General features: G+C 53.6%; 16 protein-coding genes. 9 read left to right on the top strand and 7 right to left on the bottom strand.

Going from position 1 to position 17911, the window contains the following annotated elements; translation table 11 throughout:
- Nucleotides 1-89: 89 nt before the first annotated feature.
- Nucleotides 90-3866: a tetratricopeptide repeat protein gene (locus tag FOA19_RS01305; RefSeq protein ID WP_149088995.1), complete on the top strand. Its 3777-nt coding sequence runs from the start codon at nucleotides 90-92 to the stop codon at nucleotides 3864-3866.
- 175 nt (nucleotides 3867-4041) lie between these two features.
- Here FOA19_RS01305 and xerD read toward each other — a convergent pair whose 3' ends face one another.
- Nucleotides 4042-4941 carry a site-specific tyrosine recombinase XerD gene (gene xerD, locus FOA19_RS01310; RefSeq protein WP_149088996.1) on the bottom strand — a complete coding sequence of 300 codons (900 nt, stop codon included), beginning with the start codon at nucleotides 4939-4941 and terminating at the stop codon, nucleotides 4042-4044.
- 143 nt (nucleotides 4942-5084) lie between these two features.
- Between xerD and FOA19_RS01315 the strand changes: the two genes are divergently transcribed.
- From FOA19_RS01315 to FOA19_RS01340, 6 genes are all read left to right on the top strand, one after another.
- Nucleotides 5085-5543, top strand: coding sequence for a type II 3-dehydroquinate dehydratase (locus FOA19_RS01315; RefSeq protein ID WP_149088997.1), 459 nt, complete (start codon nucleotides 5085-5087; stop codon nucleotides 5541-5543).
- Nucleotides 5544-5715: 172 nt separating this feature from the next.
- Complete coding sequence (locus FOA19_RS01320) at nucleotides 5716-6777, top strand: aminotransferase class V-fold PLP-dependent enzyme (protein WP_149088998.1); 1062 nt, start codon at nucleotides 5716-5718, stop codon at nucleotides 6775-6777.
- Nucleotides 6778-6818: 41 nt separating this feature from the next.
- Entirely contained in the window at nucleotides 6819-7391 is a 573-nt protein-coding gene (locus FOA19_RS01325) for a MarC family protein (protein WP_149088999.1), read from the top strand.
- Nucleotides 7392-7536: 145 nt separating this feature from the next.
- Entirely contained in the window at nucleotides 7537-8361 is an 825-nt protein-coding gene (locus tag FOA19_RS01330) for a carboxypeptidase-like regulatory domain-containing protein (RefSeq protein WP_149089000.1), read from the top strand.
- Nucleotides 8362-8618: 257 nt separating this feature from the next.
- Nucleotides 8619-9080 carry a ribonuclease HI gene (gene rnhA, locus FOA19_RS01335; protein ID WP_149089001.1) on the top strand — a complete coding sequence of 154 codons (462 nt, stop codon included), beginning with the start codon at nucleotides 8619-8621 and terminating at the stop codon, nucleotides 9078-9080.
- A gap of 196 nt (nucleotides 9081-9276) precedes the next feature.
- A complete protein-coding gene (locus tag FOA19_RS01340; RefSeq protein ID WP_223808679.1) occupies nucleotides 9277-9990 on the top strand; it encodes a tRNA1(Val) (adenine(37)-N6)-methyltransferase in 714 nt (237 codons plus the stop codon).
- Nucleotides 9991-10063: 73 nt separating this feature from the next.
- On the opposite strand, the gene FOA19_RS01345 is transcribed toward FOA19_RS01340, so the two are convergent.
- Nucleotides 10064-11392, bottom strand: a complete 1329-nt coding sequence (locus tag FOA19_RS01345; RefSeq protein WP_149089002.1) for a saccharopine dehydrogenase family protein — start codon at nucleotides 11390-11392, stop codon at nucleotides 10064-10066.
- A 124-nt stretch (nucleotides 11393-11516) separates the two neighbouring features.
- Here FOA19_RS01345 and FOA19_RS01350 point away from each other — a divergent pair, with 124 nt between their 5' ends.
- Both FOA19_RS01350 and FOA19_RS01355 read left to right on the top strand, forming a co-directional pair.
- Nucleotides 11517-12002 carry a cytidine deaminase gene (locus FOA19_RS01350; RefSeq protein WP_149089003.1) on the top strand — a complete coding sequence of 162 codons (486 nt, stop codon included), beginning with the start codon at nucleotides 11517-11519 and terminating at the stop codon, nucleotides 12000-12002.
- A 1-nt stretch (nucleotide 12003) separates the two neighbouring features.
- Nucleotides 12004-12660, top strand: a complete 657-nt coding sequence (locus tag FOA19_RS01355) for an alpha/beta hydrolase (protein WP_149089004.1) — start codon at nucleotides 12004-12006, stop codon at nucleotides 12658-12660.
- 89 nt (nucleotides 12661-12749) lie between these two features.
- Here FOA19_RS01355 and FOA19_RS01360 read toward each other — a convergent pair whose 3' ends face one another.
- From FOA19_RS01360 to FOA19_RS01380, 5 genes are all read right to left on the bottom strand, one after another.
- Nucleotides 12750-13142 (bottom strand): VOC family protein, encoded by a 393-nt coding sequence (locus FOA19_RS01360; RefSeq protein ID WP_149089005.1) that lies wholly within the window; start codon nucleotides 13140-13142, stop codon nucleotides 12750-12752.
- A 140-nt stretch (nucleotides 13143-13282) separates the two neighbouring features.
- Nucleotides 13283-14035, bottom strand: a complete 753-nt coding sequence (locus tag FOA19_RS01365; RefSeq protein WP_149089006.1) for an SDR family NAD(P)-dependent oxidoreductase — start codon at nucleotides 14033-14035, stop codon at nucleotides 13283-13285.
- Nucleotides 14036-14042: 7 nt separating this feature from the next.
- Nucleotides 14043-14804: a type IX secretion/gliding motility protein PorT/SprT gene (gene porT / locus FOA19_RS01370; protein WP_149089007.1), complete on the bottom strand. Its 762-nt coding sequence runs from the start codon at nucleotides 14802-14804 to the stop codon at nucleotides 14043-14045.
- Nucleotides 14753-15475, bottom strand: coding sequence for a bifunctional demethylmenaquinone methyltransferase/2-methoxy-6-polyprenyl-1,4-benzoquinol methylase UbiE (gene ubiE / locus FOA19_RS01375; RefSeq protein ID WP_149089008.1), 723 nt, complete (start codon nucleotides 15473-15475; stop codon nucleotides 14753-14755). The genes porT and ubiE overlap by 52 nt, the downstream gene beginning before the upstream one ends.
- Nucleotides 15476-15636: 161 nt before the next feature.
- The gene (locus tag FOA19_RS01380) at nucleotides 15637-17517 is read right to left on the bottom strand and encodes an OmpA family protein (protein ID WP_223808680.1); all 1881 of its coding nucleotides are present in this window, start codon (nucleotides 17515-17517) and stop codon (nucleotides 15637-15639) included.
- Nucleotides 17518-17911 lie beyond the last annotated feature (394 nt).

Consider the following 17911-nt stretch of genomic DNA (forward strand, 5'->3'; position numbering starts at 1 on the left):
GGAGCCCTCCTATAAATATTTATATCGGCTTGGTAACTTGTGAGAATCTGCGGTAATTTATAGAAAGAAATTACTTCACCTTTTCACTCATGCGTACCGCACCCTCCCTTTCCCGCCGACTGGCCGCCATTCTGCTGCTGTTGGTGTACTTACTGCCTGGCCTTCCGGCCATGGCGGCGCCTGCCTCCCCTCCCCTGGAAGAGGCCTGGCTCAACTTCCACGACAACAAACGGGCAGAGGCGCGGGAGCTTTTCAAGAAAGCGTCTCTGGAACCCGCTACCAAAGCCGAGGCGCATCTGGGCTTATCCCTGCTGGCGTCCATGGACCGCCCGGGTACCGAGGCTTTCCGGGAATTCCAGGAGTTCTTCAAGGCATCCCAGAACCCGTATCCGTACGTGTACTCGCTCTGGACTACCCCTTCCATTATGGCAGGCAGCGGCAAGAAAACCGTTGAGCAACTGGCTTTCCTGAAAAACCTGGTGAAAGACCCCAAAGCCGACGGTACGCTTAAGGCCATGGCCTGGTCTATCCTGGGCAGCCACTACGAGACCACGAACCAGCCGGCGGAGGCCCATCAGGCGTATGCCCAGATAGGAGCCTTGGACAAGTGGCAGATGGTGGGCGAGTTCGAGAACATGTCGGGCAGCGGTTTCACGAAGGACTTCGGGCCTTTGGCCAAGCCGGAGGCGAACGCCACGTTCACCAACAAGCACGGCGCCATCGTTTCTTGGTTTACACCCCCGGCTACCCGCAATGACAAATGGATCGATTTTACCTACCACTTCTACTTCAATGATGCGGCGGTGTACGCCCAGACTTTCGTGAACAGCCCCAAAGACCAGACGTTGCAGTTGAGAATGGGTGTCTCCGGCTCTTTGAAAGCCTGGGTGAATGACCGGCTGGTCTTCGCCGATGACGTGGAACGGAACAACGATGTGGACACCTATTTAGCGCCTGTTTCTCTAAAAAAAGGCCAAAACCGCATTCTGGTGCAGGTAGGCGAAAGCTACGCCGGCCGCTCCAACTTCCTAGTGCGCCTCACCGACGAGAAAGGAAACCCGATGCAGGGCCTTACCTCCACCGCCGCTTTCCAGGCCTATACCAAAGACACCGGGTCTGCGCCCACGCCTATCACGCTGGCCGTAGAAGAATTCTTCCAGAAACAAGCTCAGGACAACCCCAACCAGGTACTGCCCAAACTCATGCTGGCGCACACCTTTCTGCGCAACGACAAAACCTCTGATGCCCGCCGTGTTTACCGTCAGGCCCAGAAAATGGTGCCCAACAGTAGCTTCATTGTGCTTCGGCAACTAGAGGCCTACCAGCGCGAGGAAAACAGAACCTCGCTGACCACAGCATTGGAGTGGCTCAAGGAGCACGACCCCAACCTGCCGTTCTCCCTGGACCTGCGTTTTGACGATGAACTGGAGAAAGAGAACTATACCCAAGCCTTGGCCTTGCTGGACCAGATGGAGCAGCAACAAGGTTTTGATGAGTCTATCCTGACCAAGCGCATCAAAGTACTGTCTAAGAAAGAGCAGTTCAACGAGGTGATCAAACTGGCCGAGCGCGGCTACACCAATTACCCCGAGAACCCCACGTTCATTGAGCTCAAGTACATGATTGAAAAGAACGTGAACAAAAACCAGGCGGGCGCAGCCAATGTCCTGAAGAAGTTCCTGAAGGAGAACCGTTCCTACGCCGTTTCGCAGCGGCTGGCCTCCGTCTATTTTGACAAAGGCGACATGAACAACGGCATCAAGCTCTACCAGCAGTACCTGCAGGAGGAGCCGGTGGCCGTAGGCATCCAACACACCCTGGGCAACATCTACGCCCAAGCCCAGAACCATAAACTGGCCGAGGAAGCCTATCGCAAGACACTGCAACTCTCTCCCTACATAGGGCAGTACTGGGCCGATCTGGCCAAAACACTCAAAGCCCAGGACAAAAAAGAAGAAGCATTAGCCGCCTATCGGAAAGCCATCCAACTGGACCCCACGGACTACACCAGCCTGAAAGAACTGCGCCAGCTGGAGAACAAGAAAGAGGTGTTCAGCTACTTCCCGCAGACCGATGTCTATGCCCTGATCAAGAAAGCCCCGGCCGCGGCGGCTTACCCAGAGCACAGCAGCCTAGTGCTGCTGGACGAGGTGCAGAAAGTGGTGTACAAAGGCGGCGCATCTGAAGAGAAACGCACCATTGTGGTAAAGACCTTCAACCAGCAAGGCGTGGAGTTCTGGAAAGAATACGGCATTGACTACCACAACATGCAGCGCCAGCTTCTGGAGAAAGCCGAGGTAGTGAAGCAGAACGGCAACAAGGTGCCCGCCGAGAGCAACAACGGCCAGCTGGTGTTCACCAACCTGGAGCCCGGCGATGCCATCCACATCACCTACAAACTGGAAAACCACCTGCTAGGTAAGCTGGCCTCGCACTTCTGGGACCGCCATTTCTTCACCCACTACCTGCCGTACCAAACCACCCGCTACAGCCTGTTGGTAGACCCCGAGACCAAGTTCCAGTACAAGGTGACCCAAAAAGCCCTGGAGCCCAAAGTCCAGTCCGCCGATGAATTCAAGCTGTATGTGTGGGAACAGAAAGACCAGCCGGGCATGCAACCCGAGGACAAGATGCCGGTGCTCTCAGACGTAAGCCAGACCCTGTACATCTCCTCGTTCCCTGATTGGAAATTCATCTCCAACTGGTACGCCGATCTGGCCGCCGCCAAAGCCCGTCCCGATTATGAGGTGAAACAGGCCGTAGAGGAAGTATTCGCCGGTAAGCAGAACCTCACACCGGTGCAGAAAGCCCAGGCCATTTACGAGTACATCACCAGCAACATCACCTACAGCTCCATCCCGTTCCGCCAAAGCGGGTTGGTGCCGCAGAAACCATCTGATGTGCTCAGTACCAAAATTGGTGACTGCAAAGACGTGTCCACGCTGTTTGTAGCCATGTGCCGCGAGGTAGACGTTCCGGCCCAGCTTGTCTTGGTGAACACCCGAGACAACGGCTACGATGACCTGGTGCTGCCGTCCATTGATTTCAACCACTGCATCGCCAAGATCAACCTGCCGGAGAAAGAAATGTACGTGGAGCTGACCTCTAACTTCCTGCCCTTCGGGAGTCTGTACCAAGGCATGCTGCAGTCCGGCATTCTGGAGATTGACGATGAACAGAGCCAGGCCAACCGCAGCCTTGCCCACCTGAATCCCAAAGTCCGGACCCAGAACATCATTGACCGCAACGTGAAAGTGCAGTTGGTGAACAATGACCTGGCCGTGGTAGAGGAAAACTATAAAACCGGAGCCATGGCCGCCGAAGCCAAGCAACGCTACCGCGATGCCGGTCAGCAGGAACGCGAACGCATCGTGCAGCAGGCCATCAATGCCTCCATGGCCAGCGTGAAACTAACCGAGCTGTCCTTCAAGGGACTGGAAGGTCCGCAAGATACGGTGCGCTGCCGCCTGGCTTACCAGGCCAATGACGTGGTGACGCAGGTAGGCGGCATGTCTCTGTTCTCCCTGCCCTGGACCAGCAAAGCCACCGCCCGCGATTTCACCTTCAACGAAACCCGCGCCACTCCGCTGGACCTGACCCAACTCCTCTACGCCGACCATGACCGGGAAACCATCACCATGTCGCTGCCCGCCAAGAAAGTGCTGGCCGAGGTACCGCAATCGGTGAAACTGACCTGCCCCGTGGCGGAGTACTCGCTCACGTACAAGAAGGTGAATAGCCAACTGGTGTTCACCCGCGAACTCAGGTTCACCAAAGACATCATTCAGCCGCAGCAGATGGCCGAGTTCCAGGCCTTCTACAAGAAAGTCATCGCCGCCGATGCCCGCCAACTGGCCCTGAAGTAAACCTTGGTTCTTCTTAAAACAGAAAGCCCGAAGCTATTCAACTTCGGGCTTTCTGTTTTTAAGGTATTTTGGAAAAATCAGGCTAGAAATGCAGTGAAGTCAATTACCTATTAATGATTGCCCATATTGACTTGTTCTCCATTAATCCCAACAATCAACAACCAGCAATCAGCAACTAGCTCCTCGGGTGGAATTCCTGCATGATCTGCTTGAGGTAGTCGCGGTCCAGGTGGGTGTAGATCTCGGTGGTGGTGATGGACTCATGGCCCAGCATCTCCTGCACGGCCCGCAGATCGGCGCCGCCTTCAATGAGGTGCGTGGCAAAGGAATGCCTGAACGTGTGTGGCGAGATATTTTTCTCCAACCCTACTTTGGCGGCCAGGTCTTTGATGATGGTGAACACCATGACCCGGCTTAAGCTGGCGCCCCGGCGGTTGAGAAACACAAAATCCTCCTGGCCTTTTTTGATGACCAGGTGATTGCGCACATTGTCCAGGTAAAGCCTGATGTACTTGAGGGCATCCCGCCCGATGGGCACCAAGCGCTCTTTGTTGCCTTTTCCGGCAATCCGCAGAAAACCCAGGTCTTCGTACAGGTTACTGATCTTCAGCTCAATCAACTCGGTGACGCGCAGGCCGGAACTGTAGAGCGTCTCCAGCATGGCCTTGTTGCGGGTGCCCTCGGGGGTACTCACGTCAATGGCCTCAAAGAGGGAAACGATCTCGTCGTAACTCAGGACGTCGGGGAGTTTGCGCTGCAGTTTAGGGCCTTCAATGGTCTCGGTGGGGTCGGCGTTCAGCAGGTCTTCCATGATCAGGAACTTGTAAAAAGACCTGATGCCGGAGATGGTGCGCGCCTGTGAATGCGACGTCATACCCAAGGTGTTGATCCATTCCAGGAAAGCCTGCAGGTGCGGGGCTTGTACTTCCAGGGGACCTATGTTTTGCTGGGTGGTTTCTAAAAACTGCACCAGTTTGCGCACATCACGTAGGTAAGCTTCTACAGAGTGGCCTGACAAGGATTTCTCTAACTGGAGATATCCTTGAAATTGGGTAAGACTTACTGACCAATTCATTTGGGGGAGGTAAAAGCTAAATATAGCTAAATCCAAATTATAACCAAATGGTTTATAGGAAATAGCCGCCCAAAGGTAGTTATTACGTACATTTGGTCATGACCCCGGGCGCGCTTTTTTGGCCCCACGCAAACCTAACTACTATGAAAATACTTATTCTGAATGGCCCTAACCTGAACCTTCTGGGTCGCCGCGAGAAGTCTATCTATGGATCCCGCTCTTTTGAAGATTACCTGGAGAAAGACCTCATCCCCGGTTTCCCAGACATGGAGCTGGAGTATTTCCAGTCTAACACAGAGGGCACCCTCATTGACAAACTGCACGAGGTAGGGTTCCATTACCAGGGCATTGTGTTCAACGCCGGGGCCTATACCCATTCCAGCCTGGCCTTGGCAGACGCCATCGCGGCCATTGAAACGCCCGTGATTGAAGTGCACATCTCCAACGTGTACGCCCGCGAGGCCACCCGCCACGTGACCTATATTGGCGGCCGGTGCGTGGGCAGCATCTCCGGTTTCGGGTTGGAGAGCTATCGGCTTGCTTTGCAGTACTTTGAGCGGCAGAAGCCGAATAAGGTAGGATTTACCTACACCAAAGCGTAACCAGCGTACGTTTTTCACGTGTAGGTCATTTTAGCGGAGGTCTGTGCAGGGTTTCATTTTGGGCTGATTTTCTACAAAACAGCCTTGAAACAGCCCATAGACAGCTTTCGGCGCATTACCTTTGCCCAAAATTCACGCAACGTTCCACCACCACATACCACCGCCTCTGCCCATGCTTAATTTCTATCCGGGTCCTTCCCAAGTCTACCCCGAGGTTCGGGATTACCTGACCATGGCTTACGATGAAGGGATGCTGAGTATTCCGCACCGCGGCGAGCGCTTTGTGCAGATGATGCGTGACCTGGTGGGCCTCATGCGCAACCGCCTGAACATACCCCAGGACTACTATATTTTCTTCACCTCCTCGGCCACCGAGTGCTGGGAGATCCTGGCCCAGAGCCTGACGCCGCACAAAAGCCTGCACCTCTACAACGGGGCCTTCGGGGAGAAATGGTACCAGTACGCCAAGCGCCTGCGGCCCGACTGTTACGGCCAGGCCTTCGGGCTGGAGGAGGTGCTGGACGTGCCCAACATTCCGGTGGAAGAGGATACCGATTTGATCTGCGTTACCCAGACCGAGACGTCCAACGGTACGCACGTGAGCATGAACACGCTGCTCAAACTACAGAACCAATTCAAAGATCCGCTGCTGGCCGTGGACGCCACCTCCAGCATGGCGGGGGCGAACCTCAAGTTCATCCGGGCCGATATCTGGTTTGCCTCGGTGCAGAAGTGTTTTGGGTTGCCGGCCGGCATGGGCGTGCTGGTGTGCTCCCCGCGCACCATCCAGCGGGCCAAGGGCCTCAATGACCGCCGATACTACAACAGCCTGGTGTTCCTGCACGAGAAAATGCTCAATTACCAGACCGCCTATACGCCCAACGTGCTCAACCTGTACCTGCTCAAGAAAGTGATGGAGCACCGGCCGCTTATCAAAACCATTGACCAGCAACTGGTCCAGCGCGCGCAAGACCTGTACACGTTCTTTGAGGAACTCACGGAGATGCAGCTATTGGTGGAGAACCCCGAGGTGCGCTCTCTTACGGTAGTTTCGGTGAAAGGCCCCGACCGTTGGATTGCCGAGGCCAAACGGATTGCCGCCACGCAGGGCATCACGCTGGGCAACGGCTATGGCCCCTGGGCCAAGAACACCTTCCGGATCGCCAACTTCCCGGCCATCGCAGATTCAGACTATGAGGTGCTGCGCAATTTCATTTCCAACCATTATCACTAATATTGCGGCGGCAAACCCCTTAACCGCCGCAAATTATTGCCATGCCCCATTTCAGTTTCAAAGAGATTGTTTCCGTTAGCCTGATCCTGTTCGCCATCATTGACATTTTGGGTTCTATTCCCATCATCATCCAGCTGCGGCAACGCGAGGGAGTCATCCAGTCTGAGAAAGCCACGCTGGTAGCAGGCGCCCTCATGATTGTGTTCCTGTTCCTGGGCGACGGGATTCTGCGGCTCTTCGGGATTGACTTTGCTTCTTTCGCGCTGGCGGGTGCCATCATTATTTTTCTAATGGGGATGGAAATGGTGCTGGGCATTCACCTGTTCCACTCCAACCCCGAGGTAAAGACCGGTTCCATTGTGCCGCTGGCTTTTCCTTTGATTGTGGGGGCAGGCACCATGACCACGCTGCTTTCTCTGCGCGCGGCCTACGCATTGCCCAACGTGTTGGTAGGTATCCTGCTCAACCTGCTGTTTGTGTACATCGTGCTCAAAAGCTCCAACTGGCTGGAGCGCAAACTGGGCCAGAACGGCACCGAGGTCCTGCGTAAAGTGTTCGGGGTGATTCTGCTGGCCATCGCCATCAAGCTGTTCAAGACGCACGTGAGCATCTGATTTTGTTTTAAGCTTGATTTGGTAAAAGCAGCCCTGAAACAGAAGGCTGCTTTTTTATTTGCCTTTAAGCTAATCGAAAGCATTTTCTGAAAACCCAAGCAACCTGCCGTGGCGTCTCTGCATCTAGAGAGAAAACAGCCACCGTATGAAAACTTCCTTCACACTCCTCTTCCTCCTGATTTCTTTTCTGGCCCAGGCACAGCGCATCCAAGGCAAAATTGTAGACGCACAATCTCGGCCGCTGGAGTACGTCAATATTGGCGTGGTGGGCCAGAACGTAGGCACCGTCTCTACCTCGGAGGGCCAATTTGCGCTCTCCTTGCCTGAAGCACTTGACCAGGAGACGCTGCAGATTTCGGCCCTCGGGTACGCGACCCAAAGCTGGAAAGTAGGTGACTTCAAACAGAAATACGGGCAGCAGTCCGCCACCATCAGTTTACGGGAACAGGCCGTAGCCCTGAAGGAAGTGGTGGTCAAGCCGCGCAAGTACGTGACCAAAGTGGTGGGCAACACCACCAACTCTAAAAGCACCACCGCCGGGTTCAAAAGCAACCGTTTGGGCACCGAGATAGGCACGGTGCTGGACGTCAAAAAGCCATCGTTCTTGGAGAAGGTGACCTTCAACATCGCCAGCAACGCGTACGATACCCTTTTCCTGAGAATCAATGTCTACCGCATGGGCCCTAACGGCCCGGAGGAAAACGTGCTCAGAGAACCCATCTACCTCAACGTGGCCCAGAAAGACCTGGGCGACGGCATCATGCTGGACCTCCGCGACCGCAACATCTACCTCGACGCTGATGTGTTGCTCTCGCTGGAATTGGTCAGAAATCTAGGGGGCGGTGGGCTCTGGTTCAGCGCCGGACTATTCAACAAGCCCAGCTACACCCGGGAAACAAGCCAGGGAGCCTGGGAGAAAATGACTTTAGGCGGGGTAGGCTTTAATGCCACCATCAGCTACGCGAAGTAATGTAATGAGTGAAGGATTGAGTGAGAGAATGATGGAATAAGTGATTGACTAATTGAGGAAGTAAATGGAAGTTAAATTGCTTCCGCTTACTTAGTCTTACTCCTGCCCTGCTGTTTTAAGGCCAATTTAAGGAAAACAGGCGCAGAACGGGTGGTTTGCTTAGGCCCACCAACAAACCGTGGGAAAATATTCTGCGCCTATTAGGCCGCTGCTTGCGGCGGGTTGGGTATTTTTGCGGCAGACTAACCGCATACGTTTTGATAGAAGTATTTACCGATGGTGCCTCGCGGGGCAATCCGGGCCCTGGCGGCTACGGCGTTATTCTCAGGTATGGCCCCCACGTGAAGGAAATCAGCGAGGGCTTCCGGAAGACCACCAACAACCGCATGGAACTGCTGGCGGTGATTGTGGCCCTGGAGTCCATCACCAAGCCCGGCATCCCGGTCACCATTTACTCAGACTCAAAATATGTGGTAGATGCGGTGGAGAAGAAGTGGGTGTTTGGCTGGGAGAAAAAAGGCTTCACCGGCAAAGCCAACCCCGATCTATGGCAACGTTTCCTCAAGATTTACCGCAAGCACCAGGTCCGTTTTGTCTGGGTCCGCGGCCACGCCGGCCACGCCGAGAATGAGCGCTGCGATGAACTGGCCGTAGCCGCCGCCCTCCAACCCAACCTTCCCCCAGACAAAGGCTTCGAGGCAAACCCAACCGCGGGTTAATGTGCTAATAAGTTAATGTGCTCATGTGCTATTTTCAGCTAAGACGTTTATCCCAGTTGTTGTAAGCCAAAGCTCCTACCTTATTCTGCATTACAACATAGCCCTTTAATTGGCCACTTATCATTGGCAGATTAGCACATTAACACATTAGAATCTATTAGCACATCAGCACATTACCTAATTAGCACATTACCCAGTGGCCAACGACTATTTCCGGTTTAAGCAGTTTTTGATCAGGCAGGACCAGTGCGCCATGAAGGTCTGCACTGATTCCTGCGTGTTGGGTGCTTGGGCAGATGTGACGGGCGCGAAACGCATTCTGGATATTGGGGCAGGAACGGGTTTGCTGAGCTTGATGGTGGCGCAACGAAACCCCGAGGCGCAGATTGAAGCAGTTGAGATTGAGGTGGTGGCCGCAAAGCAAGCGCAGGAAAACATCTCAGCCAGTCCCTGGGCAGATCGGGTACAGTTGTTTCCGGTGGGTCTGCAGGATTTTGCCGACATTCAGCCCACGCCTTTTGACGCCATTATCAGTAATCCTCCGTTTTTCCAGGCCTCGCTCAAATCCACGGATGCGGTGAAGAACCAGGCCAAACACACGGAGACGCTTTCATTTTCTGAGATCATCTCCTTTGCCCAGCATTTCTTAAATCCGGACGGGAAACTGCATATTCTCTTGCCTCCGCATGAAGCCAAAGTGTTTGAGCGCGAGGCGCACCAGCTGGGATTCTTTACCAACGGCATTCTTTGGTTAGAGGCCACACCCCACGGTAAACTGCTGCGCGCCATCCACACGTATTCCCGCCAGCCAAGTGCTCCGTCAGAACAGGTGCTGGCGGTGCGGGAAAAAGACCACTCCTACACCGCTGCTTTCCGGGAATTGCTTAAAGAGTATTACCTGATTTTCTGATTTCTCTCTGTCAAGTTCCGCCGCAGGCAATTCCCTTTTATCGCCTGTTTTCTGGAAATCGGCGTTAAAATGGCTACTCTTGCTCCTGGAAGCGGACGCCATATTGCTCCAGTTCGTCCAGAATAGGGTTGTAGAGATCAGCTTGCAGAGGCACTACGACGCCTTTGGTCTGCAACTTGCCTTGTAACAGAAGCTTTACTGCAATGCCTACCGGAAGCCCCACCGTTTTCGCCATGGCGGTATGGACCTCGTCATCGCCCAGTACCACCAGGGAAGACGTCAGTTTCCTGCGCTGGCCGTTCAGTTCGTACTCAAACTGGTGCAGCATCACAATCATGTCTTTGTCGCCAGGGCTCAGCTTCCATTTTTCCACCAGCAGTTTCTCCAGGGCCTGGGCAGGCGTGGCATGCTCAATCCCAATGGGTGCCTCATCAAACAACCCGGTCCACTCCACCAGGCGCAACTCCTCGGCATCAGGGGCAAGGCCCACGTAAGAGGCAATTCTCTCTCTTAAGGAAGTTTCCTGGTCAGCTTCGGGTAGGCAGCTTTCCACCAACTGCCGGTAGGTCATGCGGGCGGAATCTTCCAGAGTATAAGAATCATCGGTGAGGCCTAGTTGTACCAGAACCTGCCAGGCCTGGCAATAGCCCGGCCGCCGGAGGGTTCCGCGCAACATGGTGGGGATGTGCTGCAAACCGTAAGGCTCGCGGTAACTCAAAGAGTCGCGGTTGGCGTAACCGTCGAAGGAACCGTAACCTTCTACCAGGAAGGTCTGGGTGCGCCGGAAAAGCTGCGGGTACGGGATGTATTTGTAAGCGCCGTTCTCAATGTATTTGGCCGTGCTCTGGCCCGCCAGAACCACGTTGCGCGGGTTCCAGGTGAATTTGTAGTGCCAAGGGTTGTTGTCAGACTCCGGGGCCATGAGTCCGCCCGTGAAGGACTTGAACGAGGTGATGCTCCCCCCTGCCGCCTGGATCTGGTGGATGATGCGCATCGCCGAGAGATGGTCAATGCCCGGGTCCAGACCGCACTCCATCAGAAACGTCAGGCCTTTGGCCTGGGCCTCCTCGTGCATCGCCTTGATCTGCGGCGGCACGTACGAGGCCGTCACCAGGTGCTTTCCCAAGGCCAAACAGGTCTCGGCCACCAACGGGTGGAACAGCGCCGGCAGCATGGAGATCACCACATCGGCGGCGCCGATCTCTGCCCCGCGCTGCGCCTCGTCCTGCACGTTGAAGGGGAACGCTCTGGTTTGGGGGAATTCCTGCAAAAACGGGCCTAAATGATCCACGGAGACATCCCCGATGGACACTTGCCAGCCTTGGGATTGGGCGTTGGATAACAGGTACTGGATGAGTACGGTGGCGGAGCGGCCGGCGCCCAGGAGCAGTATCTTCTTCATAGTGCAGGGTAGGATGAGGGCCTTAAAATGGGCAATTTATCCCGGACAGACAACCACTTCTTGGTTTTTGGGGCCAACTTGTTAACTTTGGCTCCCGTACGTGCTCGTGCGGAAATCGCACCTTATGATAGAACAAGTACAACTCAACATTACCTATGAGGTAGTGTCTTCCCCCGAGGAATTAACACATCAGGAACGGCAGGTCCTTCTCCTCGCCCAGCAAGCCACAGACAACGCCTACGCCCCCTATTCCAATTATCTGGTAGGCGCCGCTTTGCTCCTTTCAGACGGCAGCCTGCACCAGGGCACCAATCAGGAAAACGCCGCGTACCCCTCTGGTCTTTGCGCTGAGCGGACCCTTTTGTTTGGCGTGGGCTCTAACCACCCAGATAAAACCATTGAAATGATGGCCGTGACGGTACGTCGGCGGCACGAGTCCCACTTCCTGAAGGCCTGTTCCTGCGGTGCCTGCCGCCAGGTAATGGCCGAGTACCAGAACCGCCAGAACGCCCCCATCAGGTTGATCATGCAAGCCGAGGACGGCAAAGTCATCCGCCTGCAATCGGTGGAGGATCTGTTGCCCTTCATGTTCACGAAAGACCAGCTGTAAATTGGCATCCCTTCACCGGACCATAGAAGTTCCCCGCACGGCGCACCTGCACCAGCTGGGCACCCTTTCACCGGAAACCAATCACCTCTGGATTGTCCTGCACGGGTACGGGCAACTGGCGCGCTACTTCATCAGGCACTTTGAGCCGTTGGTAGACGACCAAACCGCAGTGATTGCCCCGGAAGGACTCTCCCGTTTTTACCTGGAGGGATTCTCGGGCCGCGTAGGTGCCACCTGGATGACGAAAGAGGAACGCCTGCATGAGATAGCCGATTATGTCTCCTATCTGAACCTGGTGCGGGAGATGGCGCTGCGCGAAGCACCAAATGCTGACCTGCACCTGCTGGGTTTTTCGCAGGGCGCAGCCACGGTTTGCCGCTGGCTAGGTCAGGCGCAATGGCCCGTGCGGCAACTGGTGCTCTGGGCCGGCGTCTTCCCCGAAGACATGGAGCTGACCTCCGCCAGCCATCCTTTAAAGGAAACGAACCTCACCTATGTTTACGGCCTCCATGATCATTTCGTGGCCAAAGACAAAGTTCAGGCTCAACTGAACCGGGTTCAGGAGGCAGGCCTGCATCCAGAGGTCATCTCATTTGAAGGCAAGCATGAGCTTAACCAGGAGGTGCTCCTGGCCTTGAAAAACCGGAAGAAAGGGTAAAATATCTCGGCTCTGTTTTATGGCCGTTTTCTGGAAAACTGCCATAAAACCTTTTTGCTTTGGCAGCCAGTAAGGAACTTGCCTTTCACTTACCTCTCCCAGATGCCCGGCACCACAATCTCCAGCAGGTGCTGGTCCGGATCCCGGAAGTAGCAGGATTTACGGTCATGAGGCCAGGTCTGCTCGTGTTCAATGGTGATGTTGGCCGCTTGTAGTTTCTCCTTCCACGCCTTGTATTCTCCGGCTTCGCACTCAAAGGCTAAGTGAAGTTGCCCCTCCCCAAAATGCGGCGGCAGGTCTTTACTGGCCCGGGTCTTCTCCGCGTTGAAACACAGCAACACCGAACTCCCCACCCTGAAGAACACATGCCGTCCGGGCACCTGCCCGATAATCGGCAAATCCAACACCTCGGTGTAAAAGGCCGTGGTTCGTTCCAGGTCCTGGACGTAGAGGCAGGTTTCTTTGATGTGGGTGAATTGCATGGCAGCGGCGTTTCTCCTGCAACGGAATTACCCCGGCCATGGATACCCATTTAGAGCCAGTTTTGCGGAAATCAGCATCAAAACAGCAAGGCCCACTGGTCTGTTGAACCAGTGGGCCTTGCCTTATTACTAAAGAAAATTTATTGCTTGTTGATGATGGTGGCCGAAGCTTGGGCTGCCGGAAGGATCATCACCTCCGCTATGTTTACGTGTCTGGGACGGGTGACCATGAACAGGATCAGATCGGCTAGGTCCTCGGCGGTCAAGGCTTCGTATCCTTTGTAGACGCTGGCGGCCCGCTCCACATCTCCTTTGAAGCGCACCTCAGAAAACTCGGTCTCCACGGCGCCGGGGTTCACCTCAGACACCTTCACACCCTCGTGTACCAGGTCAATGCGCATGGCTTTGGAAAGCGCATCTACCGCGAATTTGCTCGCGCAGTAAACGTTTCCGTTGGCATACACCTCTTTGCCGGCAATTGACCCGATGTTGATGATGTGCCCTGATTTACGCTCTACCATAACCGGCAGCACCTCTTTGGTCACGTACAGCAGGCCTTTCACGTTGATGTCCAGCATGGCTTCCCAATCGTTAAGGTCACCATTCTGGAAGGAGGCTAGTCCGTGCGCGTTGCCGGCATTGTTGATGAGCACGTCAATCGTGCGCCACTCGGCGGGCAGGCTGGAAATAGCCGTGTGTACCGCTTCTTTGTCGCGGACGTCAAATTCCAGTGGATAAATGTTCTCGGGACCAAACTGCTGCACCAATTCCTGCAGCCTTTCGGTGCGGCGACCCGTAGCAATGACCTTGAAACCATGTTGCGCCAGGGAAATAGCGGTGGCGCGGCCTATGCCCGAAGAGGCGCCGGTCACCAATGCAATCTTCTGCGTCATAAGAGACTTATTCAAAATTGAGGTAAAGCGTAACGGTATTGGTGTTCAGCTGCTGGATGCTGTTGTTGAACACCGTAGGGAAAGGCTGGTGAATGTTGGTGATGCCCCGGGAATACCTGATCTCCGGCGCAAATTTAAAGAAGGGATAGAACATGTCCAGCCCCACGCCATACTCAATAGCCACGTCAAAACTCTTCACCTGCAGCACCTCGGGATTGCCTTTCTTCTGGCCGCCCACCACTAATGACGGTTTTACGCCCCCAATGAAGTACATCTGGGTGTTTTTACGGCGCTTGGCCTCATATTTCACCAAAAGCGGAAGCTCGCCGGCAAACGTGTTGAGTTGTTGCGTGATGTTCCCTCCTTTAGGATTAGTCTCCGGATCTGGAGGAAGATTCTTGTACTCAATGGCCCGGCTGTGATACCCCACGCCCGGCTGCGCACGCAGCACAAAATCCTGGTTAAGGCGGTAAGAGGTAATGAAGTTCACGTTGAACCCGATGCCTGTTTTATCATTCACCGAGTAGGCGTTTCTGTCCTTGATCTGGTCTACGTAGTACTGCGAATGTTCCAGTTGGTACCAGGAGCCATTTACGCCCAAAGAGAAGCCCCAGCGCAGTCTTTTGAACTCATAACCGGGTAGGTTTTCGCCCTGGAGTTTTCCCTGCGCCATGGCTTTCTGGCCGAAGGTCCCCAAGGAGAGCAGTAGGAATAAGACTATTTTGTGCCGGTGTAAATGGAGCTGATGCCGAAGGTAAGTGAATGCCATTTTGTGTTTTTAAAGCCGATTCTCTGGAAAATAGAAAGGAAGTTGTTACCGTCTGGGAACGCCTGCACAGACTCTGGCAGGTAGGTATAGGCGGCATTGTCTTTTGAGATCAGTTTTCCGAAAACAGGTAAAATATGTTTGAAGTAAAAATTATATCCTTGTTTCATGGGAAACGCCTGCGGCTTGGAGAACTCCAAGATCACCGCCATGCCACCGGGCTTCAGCACGCGAAACATCTCGGCAAGGCCTTTCTCCAAGTTCTCAAAGTTGCGCACCCCAAAGGCCACCGTGATGGCGTCAAAATGGTTGTCGGGGAACTGAATGCTCTCAGAATCGCCTAGCTGCAATTGCACCAGATGGTTCAGGCCTCGCTTGGCAATTTTCTCCCGGCCCACCTGCAGCATGCCCTCAGAAATGTCAATCCCGATGATCTGTTTGGGCTTGAGCCGCAGGGTCTCCAACGCGAAGTCGCCGGTGCCCGTGGCAATGTCTAATACCATCTGGGGCTTCAGCGGTTCCAGCAGTTTCACCGCCCTTTTGCGCCAGTAAATGTCTACCCCTGCGCTAAGAAAATGGTTTAGGAAATCATAGCGTTTGGCAATGCTGTTGAACATCTGCGCCACCTGCTTTTTCTTACCATCTTCCTGGTCTTTGTACGGAACTACTGACATGTACTACTTTTAGTTTAGGAGCGGCAAAGCTACTATGCATTAACTACATTTCCTGCATTATGTTGTAAAGTGCCCTCCCATAAATAACAAGAGCCCCGGTCCTTTGACCGGGGCTCTGTTTCTAAGCTATTTTCTCAAAAGGAACGCTAAAACAAGATCGCTTATTGTTCCAGGTTTTTGATCACGTTGAATTCTGTGCGGCGGTTCAACTGCATGTTCTCAGGAGAGGTGTTCGGCGCAGCCGGACGACGCTCACCGTAAGAAACGGTGATCAAGCGGTTGCTAGGAATACCTTGCTGCAACAAGTAGTTGTAAGCGGCCATGGCGCGGTTCTCACCCAAGGTCACGTTGTAGTCATCTGAGGCACGGGAGTCAGTGTGGCCGTCAATAGAGATACGCAGGGTTGGGTTCGCTTTCATGACACGCACAATGTTGTCCAGCTCAGAGATAGACTCCGGACGCAGGTTGTATTTGTCAGTGTCATAGAAGATGCGTTTGAAGGCATAAGCGCCGGTCCCAATACCGGTGGTGTCTTCGAAAGCGATGTAGAAATCCTTCTCAAACGTGGTAGTATCGTTCAAAGACATAGGCACTTCGTACTGCTCAGTAGCGATGGTTTTACCGTCTCTTGACAAAGTCACTTGGTAAGGACGCGCTGAAAGCACAGATACCTGGTAGGTTCCTGAGTCTGGCTTGGTCACATCGCGGGCCTCTACAGGCGTGTTGTTAGCGGCTTTACCAGAGAACACCAACTCTACCCCTGGGATGATGGTTGAGTCACGTAGGCTGTACACATGGCCACGTACATTGGCGTTGCGGATGTAGTTGATCGTGTAGATGTCTTTCTCGCCGTAACCACCCATGCGGTAAGAAGAAAGGTACGCGTAAGAACCATCTGGGCTCAAGCGGTAGTAAGTGTCATCATCTGGCGTGTTCACTGGGTAACCCATGTTCACAGGTCTGCTCCAACGGCGGGCCACAGTGTCAAAGCTCATGGTGAAGATATCGTATCCACCCATGGTTGAGTGACCGCGTGAGCTGAAGTACATGGTCAAGCCATCTGGCGTGAAGTAAGGGCTATCCTCATCGTAAGGAGTGTTCACGCCGTTACCGAAGTTCTTAGGAGCACCCCACTCACCGTTAGGCTGGCGCTTAGAGTAATAGATATCCAGGTCACCGTTCTGAGAGAACTGGCTGGTAGAGTAATAAAGGGTAGTACCGTCTCTGGAGATGAAGGCATCGGACTCAAAGCCTTTGGAGTTGACGTTTTTGTTCAGTTTCTGCGGCTGACCCCAGTCACCACCGTCGCGGCTGGTCATGAAGATGTCACCACCTTCGTCCTGACGGTACATCAACAGTTTGGAATCGTTGTCGAATAACTGGATAGAGGCATCGTGACCGGTACCGTTCAACCGTCCGCTCAAAGACTTAGGGGTTTCCCACTGGTCCTGGCCCAAACGACGAGTTTCGAAGATGTCCTCGAAGTACTCACCGTCTTCGGCTTCTTTGCCGCCGGTTACGGCCGCGCTGCGGGAAGTGAACAACAGGTAGTTGTCATCTGAGGAGATAACAGGGCTGTGCTCAGAGTAAGGCGTGTTTACGGTTGGCCCCAGGTTTTTCACGAAGATGTCCTTCGGGTTGGCCACTTCTTTCTTGGCGTTACGGGCGTGTTGCAAAAGCAAAGCCGCCTGCTCTCTGCCTTCGTCATCACGCTTACCCAACGTAGCCTGGTAGGCCTGGGCATTTTTGATGGCGTTGTCAAACTCATAGTTCACCAGGTCCACTCTACCTAACCAGTACAGGACATCATCGCCCACCTTTGGTTTCATTTTGTAGGCTTTGTAGACATACTCACTGGCTTTCTCTTTGTCAAACGCGATGTAGCTGATACCTGCCCGGTAAAGAGCCTTCGCATTGTTTGGATCACGCTCCAGCGCCCGCTCATAGAAAGGTAATGCTGCCCGGAAATTTGCCTGGTTGAACATTTTGTCTCCACTCCGGATAAGCTTACGGGTACTTTGGGCCATGGCCGTTGACGCCATGATAAACAGTGTTAGAAAAAATAAAGATGTTCTAAACAACCGCTTGTCTAAGTGATTCATAGTGTAAATGTTAAGGTATAGTATCTTCTAATTAGGCGCAAAAACTAAAATTGAATAAGGAAATCAGAGAGCAATTCTGGTTTCTATAAGCTTATTGGCAGCAATAAAGAGAACCACAATAATATTTAAAAATTTTAAGACAATTAATCTGCTTTTCTAAATTATTTTAAGGCTTTTATTAGTAAAGTGCCGCAATATAGAAAAAGTATCTTATCTGATAATCATATCCTGTACGCTTATTCGCCCTACGATACTTAGTTTTAGGTTAAATGGTTACTATTTCTGCAAACTTCTCCTTACAAAAACCGCTTGCCAAGAGAATATGAAGCGGTTA

This window comes from Rufibacter hautae (genome assembly GCF_008271695.1).
Taxonomy (GTDB): Bacteria; Bacteroidota; Bacteroidia; order Cytophagales; family Hymenobacteraceae; genus Nibribacter; species Nibribacter hautae.

Coding starts and splice junctions, on each gene's coding strand:
- FOA19_RS01305 (WP_149088995.1), top strand. CDS start 90: ATGCGTACCGCACCCTCCCTTTCCCGCCGACTGGCCGCCATTCTGCTG.
- xerD (WP_149088996.1), bottom strand. CDS start 4,941: ATGAATTGGTCAGTAAGTCTTACCCAATTTCAAGGATATCTCCAGTTA.
- FOA19_RS01315 (WP_149088997.1), top strand. CDS start 5,085: ATGAAAATACTTATTCTGAATGGCCCTAACCTGAACCTTCTGGGTCGC.
- FOA19_RS01320 (WP_149088998.1), top strand. CDS start 5,716: ATGCTTAATTTCTATCCGGGTCCTTCCCAAGTCTACCCCGAGGTTCGG.
- FOA19_RS01325 (WP_149088999.1), top strand. CDS start 6,819: ATGCCCCATTTCAGTTTCAAAGAGATTGTTTCCGTTAGCCTGATCCTG.
- FOA19_RS01330 (WP_149089000.1), top strand. CDS start 7,537: ATGAAAACTTCCTTCACACTCCTCTTCCTCCTGATTTCTTTTCTGGCC.
- FOA19_RS01345 (WP_149089002.1), bottom strand. CDS start 11,392: ATGAAGAAGATACTGCTCCTGGGCGCCGGCCGCTCCGCCACCGTACTC.
- FOA19_RS01350 (WP_149089003.1), top strand. CDS start 11,517: ATGATAGAACAAGTACAACTCAACATTACCTATGAGGTAGTGTCTTCC.
- FOA19_RS01360 (WP_149089005.1), bottom strand. CDS start 13,142: ATGCAATTCACCCACATCAAAGAAACCTGCCTCTACGTCCAGGACCTG.
- FOA19_RS01365 (WP_149089006.1), bottom strand. CDS start 14,035: ATGACGCAGAAGATTGCATTGGTGACCGGCGCCTCTTCGGGCATAGGC.
- porT (WP_149089007.1), bottom strand. CDS start 14,804: ATGGCATTCACTTACCTTCGGCATCAGCTCCATTTACACCGGCACAAA.
- ubiE (WP_149089008.1), bottom strand. CDS start 15,475: ATGTCAGTAGTTCCGTACAAAGACCAGGAAGATGGTAAGAAAAAGCAG.
- FOA19_RS01380 (WP_223808680.1), bottom strand. CDS start 17,517: ATGGCGTCAACGGCCATGGCCCAAAGTACCCGTAAGCTTATCCGGAGT.